This window comes from Arthrobacter rhizosphaerae (assembly GCF_023062595.1).
GTDB classification, from domain to species: Bacteria; Actinomycetota; Actinomycetes; order Actinomycetales; family Micrococcaceae; genus Arthrobacter; species Arthrobacter rhizosphaerae.
Genome location: NZ_JALLAN010000001.1, coordinates 67889 through 81788, shown reverse-complemented (window position 1 = coordinate 81788; position 13900 = coordinate 67889). Strand labels below are relative to the sequence as shown.

Here is a 13900-nt window from a genome sequence, read left to right as displayed (position 1 = left end):
ACGCAGCCCGGCCCATCCGAAAAACAACAATCAGGCGGAAGCTGTTTCCGAGGATGCTGCAACCGCAGCTCTGGCAGCGGCATCGTGGCGGCGGTGTTCCACACGCTTGGCCTGGCTGACGAGCTGCGGCTCCCTCTCCCGAAGCCACGCATACAGGGGCGCGGCGATGAAGATGGTGGCCGCGGTGCCAATGAGGATCCCGACAAACAGTGCCAAGGAAAGGTCGCGCAAAGTTCCGGCCCCAAGCAAACCAGCGCCGATGAAGAGGATGGCGCCGACAGGGAGGATAGCCACCATCATGGTGTTGATGGATCGGACCAGAGTCTGGTTGACGGCAAGGTTGACTTCCTCAGCGAAGGTCCGGCGGGTGGAGGCGTCAAGGTCGGCGGTGTTCTCGCGGATCTTGTCGAAGACCACCACGGTGTCATACAGCGAGTAGCTGAGGACGGTGAGGAACCCGATGATAGCCGAAGGGGTCACTTCAAAGTCACTGAGGGAGTACACGCCGGCCGTGATGAACATCGTCACCAACATGCCAGCAATGGCTGACAGTGACATCTTCCATGTACGGAAGTACAACGCCATCAGGACCGCTGCGAAGGCGACAAACACAAGGAGGCCAACTAATGCCTGCCGCGTGACGTCGGCGCCCCAGGTGGGTCCAACGAATGTCGAGGTAACTTCGTTGTCCGTGACGCCGTAGGCGGTGGTCAACCCTTCCTTGATGGCGAGCGTCTCTTCATCAGTCAGTTTGTCGGTCTGAATGCGCATGGTGGTTCCCGCGACGTTGGCCACACGGGGAACGCTTCCCTCGACGACGTCCTGGACGGCTTTGGTGCCCAGCGTCGTGTCGGTGTTCTGCACGTTCGATACCGTGAACTCGGAACCCCCGCGGAACTCGATACCGAGGTTGAAGCCGCCCTTGACCGCTGGAAGCAGGATCGAGAGGGCAACCGCAACAGCAGCTACAAGGAACCAGATCTTCTTGGAACCGACAAAGTTGTACGAGCGCTTGCCCGTGTAGAGCTCATTGCCGAAATTCGCGAAACTATTGGACATTTACTTGCCCTCCTTGGCCGAGCTCTTGGAGGAACCGGCGAGCTGCTCCTGCTTTTCCGCGTGGCGGCGTTCTGCAATGGTCATTCTGCGCTCTGCTTCCGCTGCAGCACCGGCGTTCTTGGCACGAACAGTTGCAGGCTTGTCCTCAGGGTTGCGCACCCGTCCGGCACCGCGATACAGGGGCACCGCGCCAAGCCGCTCGGGGTCAAGACCCGAGAATCTGTGGCCATCGCCAAAGAACTTGGTCCGCGCGAGGAGCCGCAGGGTGGGGTGCGTGAACATGAAGACCACAATGAGGTCAGCGATGGCAGTCAGGCCGAGCGTGAAGGCGAATCCGCGGACGTTGCCCACGGCCACGAAGTAGAGCACCAGCGCCGCCAGCAGGTTCACAGCCTTTGAGGCAAGAACTGTCCGCTTGGCACGCTTCCATCCGTTCTCCACGGCTGAGACCAGTCCCCGGCCTTCACGGAGCTCGTCACGGATACGTTCAAAGTAGACGATGAAGGAGTCGGCCGTTTGACCGATGGCCACGATGATACCCGCGACGCCTGCAAGGGACAGACGGTAGTTTTCCGTCCAGCCCAGGATGGCAATGGCCAGATACGTCAGAGCACCCGCCACAACCAATGAGGCGATGGTCACCAGGCCCAGTGCCCTGTATTGGAAGAGAGAGTAGACCACCACCAGCAGCAGCCCGATAACACCGGCCAAGAGGCCCATCCGAAGCTGCTCACCGCCCAGGGTCGCGGAAATCTGCTGTTCACTCTGGATCTCGAAGCTGATCGGCAATGCACCGAAACGGAGCTGGTCGGAGAGGGCTTTTGCCGTCTGTTCCGTGAACCCACCGGTGATCTGGGGGCGGCCATCAGTGATAACAGCCAGCGATCGGGGCGCAGAGATGACCTGGTCATCCAGGACAATGGCGAACTGGGACTTCGGGTCTGAGCCGGTATCGCCGCCCGCGGCCGTATAGAACTGGAAGAGGCGCTCGGTGACTTCCTTGAACTTCGCAGTGCCTTCGGAGTCGAACTGAATGTTGACGGCCCACTCGTTGGTGACGGCACCCTGGGCACCCTGCTGGAGCTGGAAGGAGGAGGACACAATGTTAGAGCCCTTCACCTCGACCGGACCAAGGATGTACTTGATGGCAGGCTGGGCGGCCGTGGCAGGCTCGCACGTTACCAAGGGCTTTGCGGGATCGGAACGCTCCTGCTTGTCCTGTGCGGGATTGTCGCAGTTAAGCGCCTCGAACTGCTTGTAAATCTCGGGGGTTACCCAGTTGATGTCACTGCCGTTGGTGGGCTCGGCGGTGGGCTTCGGGAGCTGATCCTCGGGGGTCTGCGATTCGGCAGGAACCGGAGCACCCGGGCCGGCCTGCAGCACCGGACGGAAGTTCATGTCCGCGGAAGCCTGGATCAGTGCTCGGGTCTGGGAGGAGGGTGTTCCCGGAAGGCTGACCACAACGTTCCGGCCCGACTGGGTGCTGATTTCCGCTTCCGCGACTCCGGAGCCGTCCACGCGTTGGCGAATGATTGCTACAGCCTGGTTCAGCTGCTCTTCATTGATATCCGAACCGCCCTCAACCTTGGGCGCCAGGATCATCTGGGTGCCGCCCTCCAGGTCCAGTGCAAGTTTTGGAGCCCAGCTCGCTTGGCCGGCCATGGTGCCGCCAGCCAGGACAGCCGTGAGGACTGCCAGGATAACGCCAAGCCAGACCAGCACCCGGAGTGCTGAGTTTTTGGGGCCAGTTCGTGCCATTGTGGATCTTTCTATTAATTACGGAGGAGCCGCCGGCAGGTGCTTACAGCACACATACCGGCGGCGGCCCGCAGCCGTAGGATCGTTACTTTGCGGGAGCCGGGAGGGCAGTCAGGGACTAGATGTCTTTCTTGCCCTCGTCGTTGAGGCGCTTCCCGACCTCGTCTGGAGTGTCAACGACCACATCGGGAGCGGCATCCGTTTCCTGGGACGTGATGGAGGAGGCGTCGTCGGGAACAACTGTGGGCTCTTCATCCGCAACGGCCGGCTCAACGATCTTGGTCACGGCCTGACGGTGGACCGTTGCCAGATTTCCGGGTGAGAGCTCCAGTACGACCTTGTTTTCCTCATCGTCCATGGAGACGATCCTGCCGAAGAGACCGAAGCTCGTCATGACCTCAACTCCAGGAGCGAACTGGGACTGAAGGGTTGCTTGCTGCTCCTTGGTCTTCTTGTTCCGGCGGAACATCATGAAGATAAAGAGTCCTAGCATGGCGAACAAGACGATGTTCATTGCATCCACAGGGAAGATTCCGTTCTGTACTGACATATAGGGTGTAGGGCAACGTCCGCTTCACTTCCATCTGCCCGGCAGGAGACCATGCCGGCGGGCGACCCATTGGAGTCGGCGCACAGAAATAAAGACCCGAACGTGCCGAGCGTCATACCAGTCTAAAGGGAAACACGCGGCAGCGGTGCTATTGACCGTTCCGAATCCACTCATCGGCTGGATCCTGGCCAACCTGGGCGCCGTCGAAGAGATCCAGTGGCTCCTGGCCGAAGGCCCCGGCAGGGATGGCGAACCCCAAATGGGTCCACGCCGGCCCCATGGCGATGCGCCCGCGGGGTGTACGTCCGAGCAGCCCTTCGCGCACGAGGAAAGGTTCGGCGACTGTTTCCACGGTCTCGGGTTCCTCCCCCACGGCGATGGCCAGCGTTGAGAGCCCCACAGGTCCCCCGCCGAATTTGGTTATGAGTGCTTCCAGGACGGCGCGGTCCAGCCTGTCCAGGCCTCGCGTGTCCACTTCATACATGTCCAGTGCGGCCGATGCTGCCCGCGCATCGATCTGTTCGATGCCATGCACGAGCGCCCAGTCACGCACACGGCGCAGGAGCCTGTTGGCTATGCGCGGTGTGCCCCGTGAACGGCCCGCGATTTCGCTGAAACCCGCTGAATTTACCTTCAGGTCCAGCAGCCCTGCCGAGCGTCGGAGCACGAGTTCCAATTCTTCCACCGAGTAAAACTCGAGGTGGCCGGTGAAGCCGAACCGGTCCCGGAGGGGACCAGGGAGGAGACCCGCGCGAGTCGTGGCTCCCACCAGCGTGAACGGAGGCAGCTCGAGTGGTATGGCTGTGGCACCGGCCCCCTTGCCCACCACGATGTCCACCCGGAAGTCTTCCATGGCCATGTAGAGCATTTCCTCGGCAGGCCTGGACATGCGGTGGATTTCATCAAGGAACAAAACTTCCCCCTCTGACAGGGAGGACAGTATTGCGGCGAGGTCGCCGGCGTGTTGAATGGCCGGGCCGCTGCTGATGCGCAGCGGAGCGTTCATTTCGGACGCGACGATCATGGCGAGGGTGGTCTTACCGAGTCCGGGCGGCCCGGAAAAGAGTACATGGTCGGCGCTGCGCCCTCGCATCCGCGATGCTTCAAGGACCAGCGACAGCTGCTTGCGGACACGGTGCTGCCCCACGAAATCGTGAAGGTTCTTCGGGCGGAGGGCCGCCTCAATGACCCGCTCTTCCGGCTCTTCGCCCCCGGTGACCAGGGAGGGCTCAGCCACGGCTGCCTACCCTGTTGCCAGCCCGGGCGCCGTCCTGGCCCAGCCAGCGCAACGTGGTTCGCAGAATTTCCGCCACGTTGCCCTTTTCGGCGATTTCCGGCGAATCGGCCAGTGCTTTTTCGATGCTGGCGGTGGCGTCTTTTTCGGACCATCCCAAGCTGGTCATAGCCGCGACCACCTGGCCTTTCCAGGCAGTGACTGTAACGGCCGCGGGGGTGGATCCGCCGGGTGTCCCATGCGGGACGAGTTTTCCGGCCAGCTCCAGCACGATCCTGCCGGCCACCTTCGGACCGATGCCCGGCACCTTGGTGAAAGCCTTGCCGTCCCCGGAGTGTGCCGCTACGCGGACGGCTTCGGGGTCGTGGACAGCCAGGACCGCCAGCGCCAGCCGGGGACCAACACCGCTGACGCTCAGCAGAACGTCGAAAACTTCGCGTTCGTCATCAGTCGAGAAACCGAAGAGAGTCAGTGAGTCCTCACGCACGATGAGCGATGTGAACAGCTTTCCTTCTTCGCCCTGGCGCAGCCTGCTGAGTGTCTGGGGTGTCGCGTTGACGCTCATGCCGGCGCCGTTGAGGTCGATAACAGCGCTGGAAAGCCCGACGTGAGCTACGGTTCCGCGGAGAAAACTGATCAAGGCCGGGCTCCTGAAATACCACCGGCTGAACCGGTTATCCGAACATACTTACGAATACCCTAGCAACCCGCCAAGCATTCACCGTGCACGGCGCGCCTTGGCTTCCGCTTCAGCCCATGCACGCTGTGCGGGGGTGAGCGACAGGCTTCCCGGACCGGTCGTGGCAACGGCAGCCCCGCTGCCCGCCCGCCAGGCGTGGGTTATTGCCAGGGCCAGCGCGTCTGCTGCATCGGCAGGACGGGGCGGAGCGTCAAGCCGCAGGATCTTGGTGACCAATTTGGTGACGGCCTCCTTGTTTGAGGTGCCGCTGCCGGTCACTGCTGCCTTAACCTCCGACGGCGTGTGGAGGGCTACCGGGATTCCCCGCCTGGCGGCGGCGGCGATCACCACTCCGGATGCCTGGGCCACACCCATGACGGTGCTGACATTCAGTTGCGAAAAAACCCGTTCAACCGCCAGGACATCGGGTTCGTACCGGTCAAGCCAGTCATCGATCGACGTCGCGATGAGCAGCAGCCGCTGGTCCAGCGTTTCGCTGGGTGAAGTACCCACAACACCGACGGCCACCATGGTTGCGCGGCGGTTCTTTTCCACATCAACGACGCCGATTCCGCATCGCGTCAGCCCCGGATCAACCCCCAGTACGCGGAGCAAGGCCCTAGATCACTCGGCTTCCAGTGCGGCCTGCACTTCGTCACTGAGGTCAGCGTTGCTGTAGACGTTCTGAACGTCGTCGAGTTCTTCAAGCGCGTCCACGAGCTTCATGAACTTCTTCGCCGCGTCGAGTTCCAGCGGAACCTGCATGGACGGCACGAACTCCGCTTCGTCGGTGTCGTACTCGATTCCGGCCTCGGTGAGCGCATCCCGTATGGCCTGCAGATCCGTGGGCTCTGAGTGGACCTCGAACGTGTCCCCATTGTCCTTGACTTCCTCAGCACCGGCATCCAGCACAGCCATCAGGACATCGTCCTCGCTGAGGCCATTTTTAGGCAGGGACACAACACCCTTGCGGGAAAAGAGGTAACTGACCGAACCGGGATCGGCAATGGTGCCGCCGTTACGGGAAATGGCAAGCCTGACTTCCGAGGCGGCGCGGTTCTTGTTGTCCGTGAGGCACTCGATCAGCAGGGCGGAGCCTTGGGGGCCACGGGCCTCGTACATGATCTCGGTGTAGTCAACTGTTTCACCGGTGAGCCCTGCGCCGCGCTTGATGGCCCGGTCAATGTTGTCAGCGGGGACCGAGGTCTTCTTTGCCTTGGTAACGGCGAGTTCCAGGCTGGGATTTCCGGCAAGATCCGGCCCGCCCATGCGCGCGGCGACTTCGATGTTCTTGATCAGCTTGGCAAACGACTTGGCCCGCCGGCTGTCGAGGATAGCCTTCTTGTGCTTGGTCGTCGCCCATTTGGAGTGGCCTGACATGCTTTACGCTTCTCCTCTGATCATTCGAATAAACAGTTCGTGCACGCGCTTCTCCCCCGTCACTTCCGGGTGGAATGAGGTGGCCAGCAGGTGACCTGAACGCACTGCAACAATTCTAGCCTTCCCGTGCAGGGCCTCAGAGTGGGCGGCGTTGGCCGGTTCCACCTGTGCCAGCACCTCCACGGTCGGGCCCACACGCTCAACCCAGGGACCCCGGATGAACACGGCATGCACTGGAGCAACACCGGAACCGGTGGCACTGAACTCGAGTCCCTTGAACTCGAGGTCCGTCTCAAACGATTCGCGCTGGCGTCCAAAGGCATTGCGGCGGACGGTCATGTCCAGCCCGCCGAAGGTCTGCTGGGGATTCCCGGACAAGTCCTTTGCTGCATCGGCAATCTCGTCTGCCAACAGGATCATTCCGGCGCAGGACCCATACACGGGAAGGCCTGTGGCTATCTTTTCCCGCAGCGGCTCAGTCAGCTCGAAAATCCTGGCAAGTTTGTCAATGGTGGTGGACTCGCCGCCTGGAATGATCAGACCATCCAGGTCGTCCAGTTCCTTCGGCCGCCGAACAGCAACTCCCGTCGCACCGGCGTCTTCGGCTGCGTGGAGGTGCTCCCGGAAGTCGCCCTGCAGCGCCAGGACACCGATGCGAAGGCCGGCGCCCGCTCTCGAAGATTGCTCTGCCGACCATGACGTGGATAGCAGAGAACCCCGCGCAGAATCCAGCGAAAAGTCCTGGGAAGTGGGATTGGTCATCCATCCAGCATAATCTCCCGCAGACGGTTCCGGACGCAGCTGAGACAGGGCCCGGCAAGAGTGCATGCCGCTGCTGGGATATATTCGGAGCATGTTTTTCTTCAGCGTCCCCCTTGGAAAGCTCGTGCGCCGGGTCACCCGGCTAAGGGGAGGCGGCTCGGCTTTTCCCGGCCTGGTGGTCGAAAAAATCGACCCCGGTTTTATGGCGCGGACGCTGACCACACTCCCGCACGGCGTGGCCGTCGTCAGCGGCACGAACGGCAAGACCACCACCACCAAAATGGTGGTGGAACTGCTGGAAAGCCAGGGACTGAAAGTATTCACGAACCGCACCGGCAGCAACTTCACCCGTGGTGTTGCCGCTGCCTTGCTGGGCGAAGTGGACTGGCGCGGCCGCCTTCATGCCGATATAGCCGTGCTGGAGCTCGACGAAGCCCATGCAGTTCATTTTGTGAACAGGGTTCCACCGCGCTACAGCCTGCTCCTGAACGTCCTGCGCGACCAGCTTGACCGGTTCGGAGAGATCGACAAGACAGCTGAACTCCTGCAGCACGTTGCGTCGAAGACCACGGGGACTGTGGTGCTCAACCGCGAGGACCCGAGGGTCGCCAGGATCGCCGGCGCGCTGGACCAGCCGGAGTCCGGCGGCGCCGAGGTCCGTTATTTCGGCCTTGATGACTCACTACTGAGCACATTTCCCAATGACGATGACATGCGTGCCGGTCCCGGCAGCCCGATGCCGGTTGTACCGGAAAGGCCGGATGCCGACGTCGTGCTTCGCCGCGTGGGTGTGGATGACGCGGATTTTGAGTACGACGGCGCAATCGTCACCACGCACATGAAGCTTCGCGGCGTGTACAACATCTTCAATGCGGCCGCTGCACTCACGCTCGCCCGCTGCATTGCCGGGCAGGGGTCCGGTCCCATGGATCACAAATCTCTGCTGTCTGCGCTTTCCAACGTGGCCCCTGCTTTTGGCAGGGGGGAGAGCCTCATAGTGGACGGACTCCCCCTTGACCTTGTCCTGGTCAAGAATCCCAGCGGCTTCCGGCTGGGACTCAAGTCCTTCCCCGCCGGTGGTTACGCCACCATGATCGCCATCAACGACAACTACGCGGACGGCCGCGACATGTCCTGGCTCTGGGACGTCGAGTTCGATTCGTTGCGTAATGGGGGCGTGGACCAATTGAGCGGCTCCCGCGCCTACGACATGGCGCTCCGGCTTCAGTACGACGAAGTCCCTGTCGGCGGGGTCGACACTGACATCACGTCCGCGCTGGCAGCCTTCATTCGGGACGCCAAAGGCCAGCCCAAACGGATATTCTGCACATATACAGCGATGCTGGCCATCCGCCGGGAGCTGTCCAAGATCACGACCGTGGAGGTGGTCTCTTGACGCAGGAGGCTTCGGAGAATAAAGGCACCATCCGTGTTGTGCAGCTGTATCCGCGGGACATGAACATCTATGGCGACTGGGGTAACGCCCTGGTCCTGAAGCGGCGCATTGCCTGGCACGGCTACACCCCGGAACTGCTCGAGTACAACGTTGGCGACGACTTCCCGGAAGACGTGGACGTCATCGTTGGCGGCGGGGGCCAGGACAGCGGGCAACTTGTTATTCAGGCCGATCTCCTGAGCCGGGGGTCAACGCTGCAGGAACTCGCCGAGGATGGCACACCGATGTTGCTGATTTGCGGCATGTACCAGCTCTTTGGCCGCTTCTTCAAGACGCGCACGGGTTCAGTCATTCCCGGCATCGGTGTCCTTGATGTGGAAACCCATGGCACTGACGAGCGGCTCATCGGAAACGTGAAGGTCGAGTCCGAGGAGTTCGGGGAAATCCTGGGCTATGAGAACCACAGTGGCCAAACCACTCTTGGTCCTGGCATCCGCGCTCTGGGGACCACGGCCAAGGGCACCGGAAACAACAGCAGTGACGGACAGGAAGGTGCCCGCTATAAAAACATCGTGGCCAGCTACCTTCACGGCTCACTCCTGCCCAAGAACCCGGCTATCGCAGATTTCCTGATCTCTACCGCCGTCGAACGTAAATACGGAAGCTTCACAGCTGGTGCACCGGATGACCGTTTCGCCGTCCTGGCGAGGGAACACGCTGGCCGCAGGCCGCGCTAGCTCAACACCTGATTGCTCAGGGCTCCTTGCTGACGAGGAGCTCGTGGGCGCCCGCGGCAGCGGCTCCCATCGACTCCACGACAGTCTTGGTCCGCTGGTGCGTTGCGGCGTCCTCGGCTGGTGTTGCACACGGGCCTTGAGGCGCGTCAGAGGCGACGGAACACCACCTGTAAGGGTCACGGACAATGACCGAGGGGGCCCAGGCAAGATTTGCCGCGGTCCATTTTCCGGCCGCGTCCTGGCTGAACTGGGCCCGGACCAGCAACCCCTCGTTGTTGACCTGGAACCACGGCGACAACTCCGTAACGCCGTTGCCCAGTCCGTAAACAATCCATGTTCCTTTGTACTGCTCGATCGGCAGGACCGAATGGGTGTGGTGCCCGTAGATCATGGTGAATTCTCCGCTGTCCACCAGCGCGTGGGCGGTTTCCTGCTGCTGGGCGTTAGCCTCACTGGCGTACTCATCGCCGGCGTGCATGACTCCGAGCACGATGTCGGCACCGAGGGTTTTTGCCTTCTTGGCCTTGGCGATCATGGTGGCTGTGTCGAGCATGTCCACCTGCCAGTCCTGTTCGGGAATCTGGCCGTTGAGTCCGTACGTGCCGATGACGATGGCAATCTTCGCCGCCGGGGTAGGGACGATGAGAATTCCCTGCGCCTCGGCCTCCGTCCGATACGAGCCCGTGTGCTTCAACCCGGCAGCGTCAAGGGCATCCAGGGTGCGGACCAGACCTTCCGTGCCGCGGTCAATGGTGTGGTTGCTGGCCGTGGTGCACGCCTGATAGCCCACCGCTTTGGACGCGGTGATGATCTGTGGGGGCACGTTGAACGACGGGTAGGCCGAGAAGGGGCCATCGGGGCCGGCGACTGGTGTCTCCTGATGGCAGATTGCGAGGTCGCTCCGCTGGATATACGCCCGCTGTCCTTCCAAGAGCGGAACGAAGTCCAGCCCTGGCTTTCCGGCTGCGGCCGCATCCTGCTGGGCTTGCTGCCACAATTGCGTGTGCACCAGCATGTCGCCTGTGACCAGAATTGAGGTACAGCGCAGGGTTGGGCACTCCGGACCCTTGCCGGGAGTGGGCGTGGGAGTCGGAGTAGGGGAAGGTGAGGGGGTCGCCGGGGCCGGCGCTGCCGACGTCGTCGCCCCGCGGTCCTGGTCGGCGATCAGTCCGCATGCCACCATCGAAACCATGAGCGCTGCTGCAGCAGAAGCCGCGGCGAGGAGTTGGGAAAGTTTTCTGGGATTGCTCGACATGTTCGACATCCTACGGCGAACACCGCCGATGCTGGTCAACCATGCCGCCGCGTGAAATTGTTGCTTCATGACTAACCCCCTACTGACACCCAGCCCTCTGCCATTCGGGTTGCCGCCCTTCGCCGATATCTCGGAAACCCATTACGGGGAAGCAATCCGGGCAGGGCTGGCTGAGCAACTGGAGGAGATCGGGGAAATCGCCGCTAACCCGGAGCCACCAACCTTCGAGAATACGGCTCTGGCCATGGAGCGCAGCGGTGCCCTCCTTCAGCGTGCGGCGGCCTCCTTCTTCACGCTTGTTTCTGCAGACGCCTCGGATGGCATCCGCTCCCTGGAGACCGAACTGTCACCGTTATTCGCTGCACACCAGGATGCCATTTACATGAACAGAGAACTGTTCGAACGCTTCAATGCGCTAACCACCGACGGGCTCGACGACGAATCGGCGCGTCTGGTCCAGGAGTACCTCAAGGAGTTCCGGGAGTCGGGGATCCAGCTGGACGACGCCGGGCAGGAACGGCTCAGGGCAGTCAACGCTGAGCTCTCCCGCCTGGGCACTGAATACGGACAACGTGTGAAGGAGGGTATGAAGCAGTCGGCTTTGCTGCTGGAAGATGAAGGTGAGCTGGCAGGGCTGCCCGCCGACGACATTGCCAATGCCGGCGAAGCCGCGCGCCAGGCCGGCCACGAGGGCAAGTTCCTGCTCACGTTGATCCTGCCGAGCAACCAGCCTGCCATGTCAGCCTTGGAAAACCGGGCTGTTCGCCGCCGGCTCTACGAGGCCTCCGTGAGCCGCGGGTGCAGCGGCGGAAGCCTTGACGTGCTGGACCTCGTTAGGGACCTGGTGCGGCTGCGTTCCGAAAAGGCGGCCCTGCTGGGCTTCGGAAACTATGCAGAACTGACTGTGGACCGCCAGACGGCCCCGGACTTCGAAGCCGTGCAGTCCATGATGAGCAGGCTCGCCCCGGCGGCGGTGCGGAACGCTGACGTGGAGGCTGCTGCCCTGGCGGAGATCGCAGGTCACCGGCTGGAGGCGTGGGACTGGGCATACTATTCGGCGCAAGTGAAAAAGGACCGGTATTCAGTTGATGACCAGCAACTGCGCCCCTACTTTGAACTGGACCGGGTGCTGGCAGACGGTGTGTTTTTTGCAGCGACAACCCTGTACGGCATCACATTCCACGAACGGACTGACCTTGCGGGATATCACCGGGACGTCAGGGTGTGGGAGGTCCGGAACGAGGACGGTTCTGAACTTGGCCTGTTCCTTGGCGACTACTACACCCGTGAGTCCAAGCGCGGCGGAGCGTGGATGAACTCGTTGGTTGAACAATCGGCCCTGCTCGGGACCAAGCCCGTGGTCATCAACAACCTCAACATCTCCAAGCCCCCAGAGGGCGAGCCCACTCTCCTGACCCTCGACGAGCTGCGCACCGCTTTCCACGAGTTTGGCCACGCCCTCCACGGTCTGTTCTCCAACGTTACCTATCCTCGGTTCTCAGGCACGTCGGTGCCGCGGGACTTTGTGGAATACCCCTCACAGGTCAACGAGATGTGGATCATGTGGCCCGAAGTCCTGGCCAATTATGCCCGGCACTATGAGACGGGCGAGCCCCTTCCCCGGGACGTGGTTGAGCGGCTAAAGGACGCCGAACTCTGGGGTGAAGGTTTCGGGACCACGGAATACCTGAGCGCGGCCCTGCTTGATCTCGCCTGGCATGTCCTCGACACCACCGACGTTCCCGCCGACCCTTTGGAATTCGAGGCGAAGGCCCTGGCTTCAGCCGGCGTGGCCCACACGCTGATTCCACCCCGATACCGGACCGGCTATTTCCAGCACATCTTTGCCGGAGACGGCTACGCGGCCGGCTACTACTCGTACATCTGGAGTGAAGTGCTCGACGCCGACACGGTCGAATGGTTCAAGGAAAATGGTGGGCTCAACCGCTTGAACGGTGAGTTCTTCCGGACTGAGCTGCTTGCCCGGGGAAACAGCCGGGATCCCCTCGAGTCCTTCCGCGCCTTCCGTGGCCGGGATGCCGAACTGGAACCGCTCCTCAAGCGACGAGGCCTCGAGTAACCCGACGACGGCGGCCGGTCACCAAAAAGGTGACCGGCCGCCGTCGTACTTCTGCTGAAGGCTGCTACCAGCCGCGCTCGGCGAGGCGGTGCGGCTGCGGGATTTCGTCGACGTTGATGCCGACCATTGCCTCGCCCAGGCCGCGCGAGGCCTTGGCGATGACGTCCGGGTCATCGAAGAAGGTAGTGGCCTTCACGACGGCGGCGGCGCGCTGGGCCGGGTTGCCGGACTTGAAGATGCCTGAACCGACGAACACGCCGTCGGCGCCGAGCTGCATCATCATGGCAGCGTCAGCGGGGGTGGCGATGCCGCCTGCGGTGAACAGGACCACGGGAAGCTTGCCCGAAAGCGCTACTTCCTTGACCAGTTCGTACGGGGCCTGCAGTTCCTTGGCGGCCACGTACAGCTCGTCCTCGGGCAGCGAGGAGAGCCGGCGGAGCTCGGCACGGATCTGGCGCATGTGGGTGGTGGCGTTGGAGACATCGCCGGTGCCGGCTTCGCCCTTGGACCGGATCATCGCCGCGCCCTCGTTGATGCGGCGCAATGCCTCACCGAGGTTGGTGGCACCGCAGACGAAAGGAACGGTGAATTCCCATTTGTCGATGTGGTTGGTGTAATCGGCCGGGGTCAGGACCTCGGACTCGTCAATGTAGTCCACTCCGAGGGACTGCAGGACCTGCGCCTCGACAAAGTGGCCGATTCGGGCCTTGGCCATGACCGGCACCGAGACTGCTTCGATGATCTTGTCGATCATGTCAGGATCGGACATGCGCGACACGCCGCCCTGGGCACGGATATCAGCCGGAACGCGTTCGAGCGCCATAACTGCAACGGCACCGGCGTCCTCGGCGATGCGGGCCTGCTCGACGTTAACGACGTCCATAATGACGCCGCCCTTGAGCATCTCAGCCATACCGCGCTTGACGCGCTTGCTGCCCGTGACGCCGTTCGCCGACGAGCCGGCTTCGCTGCTTACATCAGGTGTAGACACAAAAACCCCTATGGGTAGA

General features: G+C 62.2%; 14 protein-coding genes. 4 read left to right on the top strand and 10 right to left on the bottom strand.

What is annotated here, in order from left to right; genetic code table 11:
- Nucleotides 1–30 precede the first annotated feature (30 nt).
- The 8 genes from secF to pdxT form a co-directional block, all read right to left on the bottom strand.
- Nucleotides 31–1059 carry a protein translocase subunit SecF gene (secF, locus tag MU551_RS00410; protein ID WP_247040164.1) on the bottom strand — a complete coding sequence of 343 codons (1029 nt, stop codon included), beginning with the start codon at nt 1057–1059 and terminating at the stop codon, nt 31–33.
- Complete coding sequence (gene secD, locus MU551_RS00405) at nt 1060–2817, bottom strand: protein translocase subunit SecD (protein ID WP_247040163.1); 1758 nt, start codon at nt 2815–2817, stop codon at nt 1060–1062.
- A 118-nt stretch (nt 2818–2935) separates the two neighbouring features.
- On the bottom strand, nt 2936–3331 hold the full coding sequence (yajC, locus tag MU551_RS00400) for a preprotein translocase subunit YajC (RefSeq protein ID WP_247040572.1): 396 nt from the start codon (nt 3329–3331) through the stop codon (nt 2936–2938).
- A 184-nt stretch (nt 3332–3515) separates the two neighbouring features.
- Nucleotides 3516–4604, bottom strand: a complete 1089-nt coding sequence (gene ruvB, locus MU551_RS00395) for a Holliday junction branch migration DNA helicase RuvB (protein WP_247040162.1) — start codon at nt 4602–4604, stop codon at nt 3516–3518.
- The gene (gene ruvA, locus MU551_RS00390) at nt 4597–5241 is read right to left on the bottom strand and encodes a Holliday junction branch migration protein RuvA (RefSeq protein WP_247040161.1); all 645 of its coding nucleotides are present in this window, start codon (nt 5239–5241) and stop codon (nt 4597–4599) included. Before ruvA ends, ruvB begins: the two co-directional genes overlap by 8 nt.
- 78 nt (nt 5242–5319) lie before the next feature.
- Nucleotides 5320–5895 (bottom strand): crossover junction endodeoxyribonuclease RuvC, encoded by a 576-nt coding sequence (ruvC, locus tag MU551_RS00385; RefSeq protein ID WP_247040160.1) that lies wholly within the window; start codon nt 5893–5895, stop codon nt 5320–5322.
- A gap of 9 nt (nt 5896–5904) precedes the next feature.
- Nucleotides 5905–6660, bottom strand: coding sequence for a YebC/PmpR family DNA-binding transcriptional regulator (locus tag MU551_RS00380; protein WP_247040159.1), 756 nt, complete (start codon nt 6658–6660; stop codon nt 5905–5907).
- Nucleotides 6661–6663: 3 nt separating this feature from the next.
- Complete coding sequence (gene pdxT / locus MU551_RS00375; protein WP_247040158.1) at nt 6664–7422, bottom strand: pyridoxal 5'-phosphate synthase glutaminase subunit PdxT; 759 nt, start codon at nt 7420–7422, stop codon at nt 6664–6666.
- 91 nt (nt 7423–7513) lie between these two features.
- Here pdxT and MU551_RS00370 point away from each other — a divergent pair, with 91 nt between their 5' ends.
- On the top strand, nt 7514–8818 hold the full coding sequence (locus MU551_RS00370) for a Mur ligase family protein (RefSeq protein WP_247040157.1): 1305 nt from the start codon (nt 7514–7516) through the stop codon (nt 8816–8818).
- Nucleotides 8815–9555 (top strand): type 1 glutamine amidotransferase, encoded by a 741-nt coding sequence (locus tag MU551_RS00365; RefSeq protein WP_281506795.1) that lies wholly within the window; start codon nt 8815–8817, stop codon nt 9553–9555. The genes MU551_RS00370 and MU551_RS00365 overlap by 4 nt, the downstream gene beginning before the upstream one ends.
- 16 nt (nt 9556–9571) lie before the next feature.
- On the opposite strand, the gene MU551_RS00360 is transcribed toward MU551_RS00365, so the two are convergent.
- Nucleotides 9572–10570: a CapA family protein gene (locus MU551_RS00360; RefSeq protein WP_247040156.1), complete on the bottom strand. Its 999-nt coding sequence runs from the start codon at nt 10568–10570 to the stop codon at nt 9572–9574.
- 7 nt (nt 10571–10577) lie between these two features.
- Between MU551_RS00360 and MU551_RS23425 the strand changes: the two genes are divergently transcribed.
- Complete coding sequence (locus MU551_RS23425; protein WP_247040155.1) at nt 10578–10865, top strand: hypothetical protein; 288 nt, start codon at nt 10578–10580, stop codon at nt 10863–10865.
- A gap of 12 nt (nt 10866–10877) precedes the next feature.
- On the top strand, nt 10878–12890 hold the full coding sequence (locus tag MU551_RS00350) for a M3 family metallopeptidase (RefSeq protein ID WP_247040154.1): 2013 nt from the start codon (nt 10878–10880) through the stop codon (nt 12888–12890).
- Nucleotides 12891–12954: 64 nt separating this feature from the next.
- Here the strand turns inward: MU551_RS00350 and pdxS are convergent, their stop codons facing one another.
- Nucleotides 12955–13881, bottom strand: a complete 927-nt coding sequence (gene pdxS / locus MU551_RS00345; protein ID WP_308198279.1) for a pyridoxal 5'-phosphate synthase lyase subunit PdxS — start codon at nt 13879–13881, stop codon at nt 12955–12957.
- Nucleotides 13882–13900: the final 19 nt, after the last annotated feature.

Coding starts and splice junctions, on each gene's coding strand:
- secF (WP_247040164.1), bottom strand. CDS start 1,059: ATGTCCAATAGTTTCGCGAATTTCGGCAATGAGCTCTACACGGGCAAG.
- secD (WP_247040163.1), bottom strand. CDS start 2,817: ATGGCACGAACTGGCCCCAAAAACTCAGCACTCCGGGTGCTGGTCTGG.
- yajC (WP_247040572.1), bottom strand. CDS start 3,331: ATGAACATCGTCTTGTTCGCCATGCTAGGACTCTTTATCTTCATGATG.
- MU551_RS00380 (WP_247040159.1), bottom strand. CDS start 6,660: ATGTCAGGCCACTCCAAATGGGCGACGACCAAGCACAAGAAGGCTATC.
- pdxT (WP_247040158.1), bottom strand. CDS start 7,422: ATGACCAATCCCACTTCCCAGGACTTTTCGCTGGATTCTGCGCGGGGT.
- MU551_RS00370 (WP_247040157.1), top strand. CDS start 7,514: ATGTTTTTCTTCAGCGTCCCCCTTGGAAAGCTCGTGCGCCGGGTCACC.
- MU551_RS00360 (WP_247040156.1), bottom strand. CDS start 10,570: ATGCTGGTGCACACGCAATTGTGGCAGCAAGCCCAGCAGGATGCGGCC.
- MU551_RS00350 (WP_247040154.1), top strand. CDS start 10,878: ATGACTAACCCCCTACTGACACCCAGCCCTCTGCCATTCGGGTTGCCG.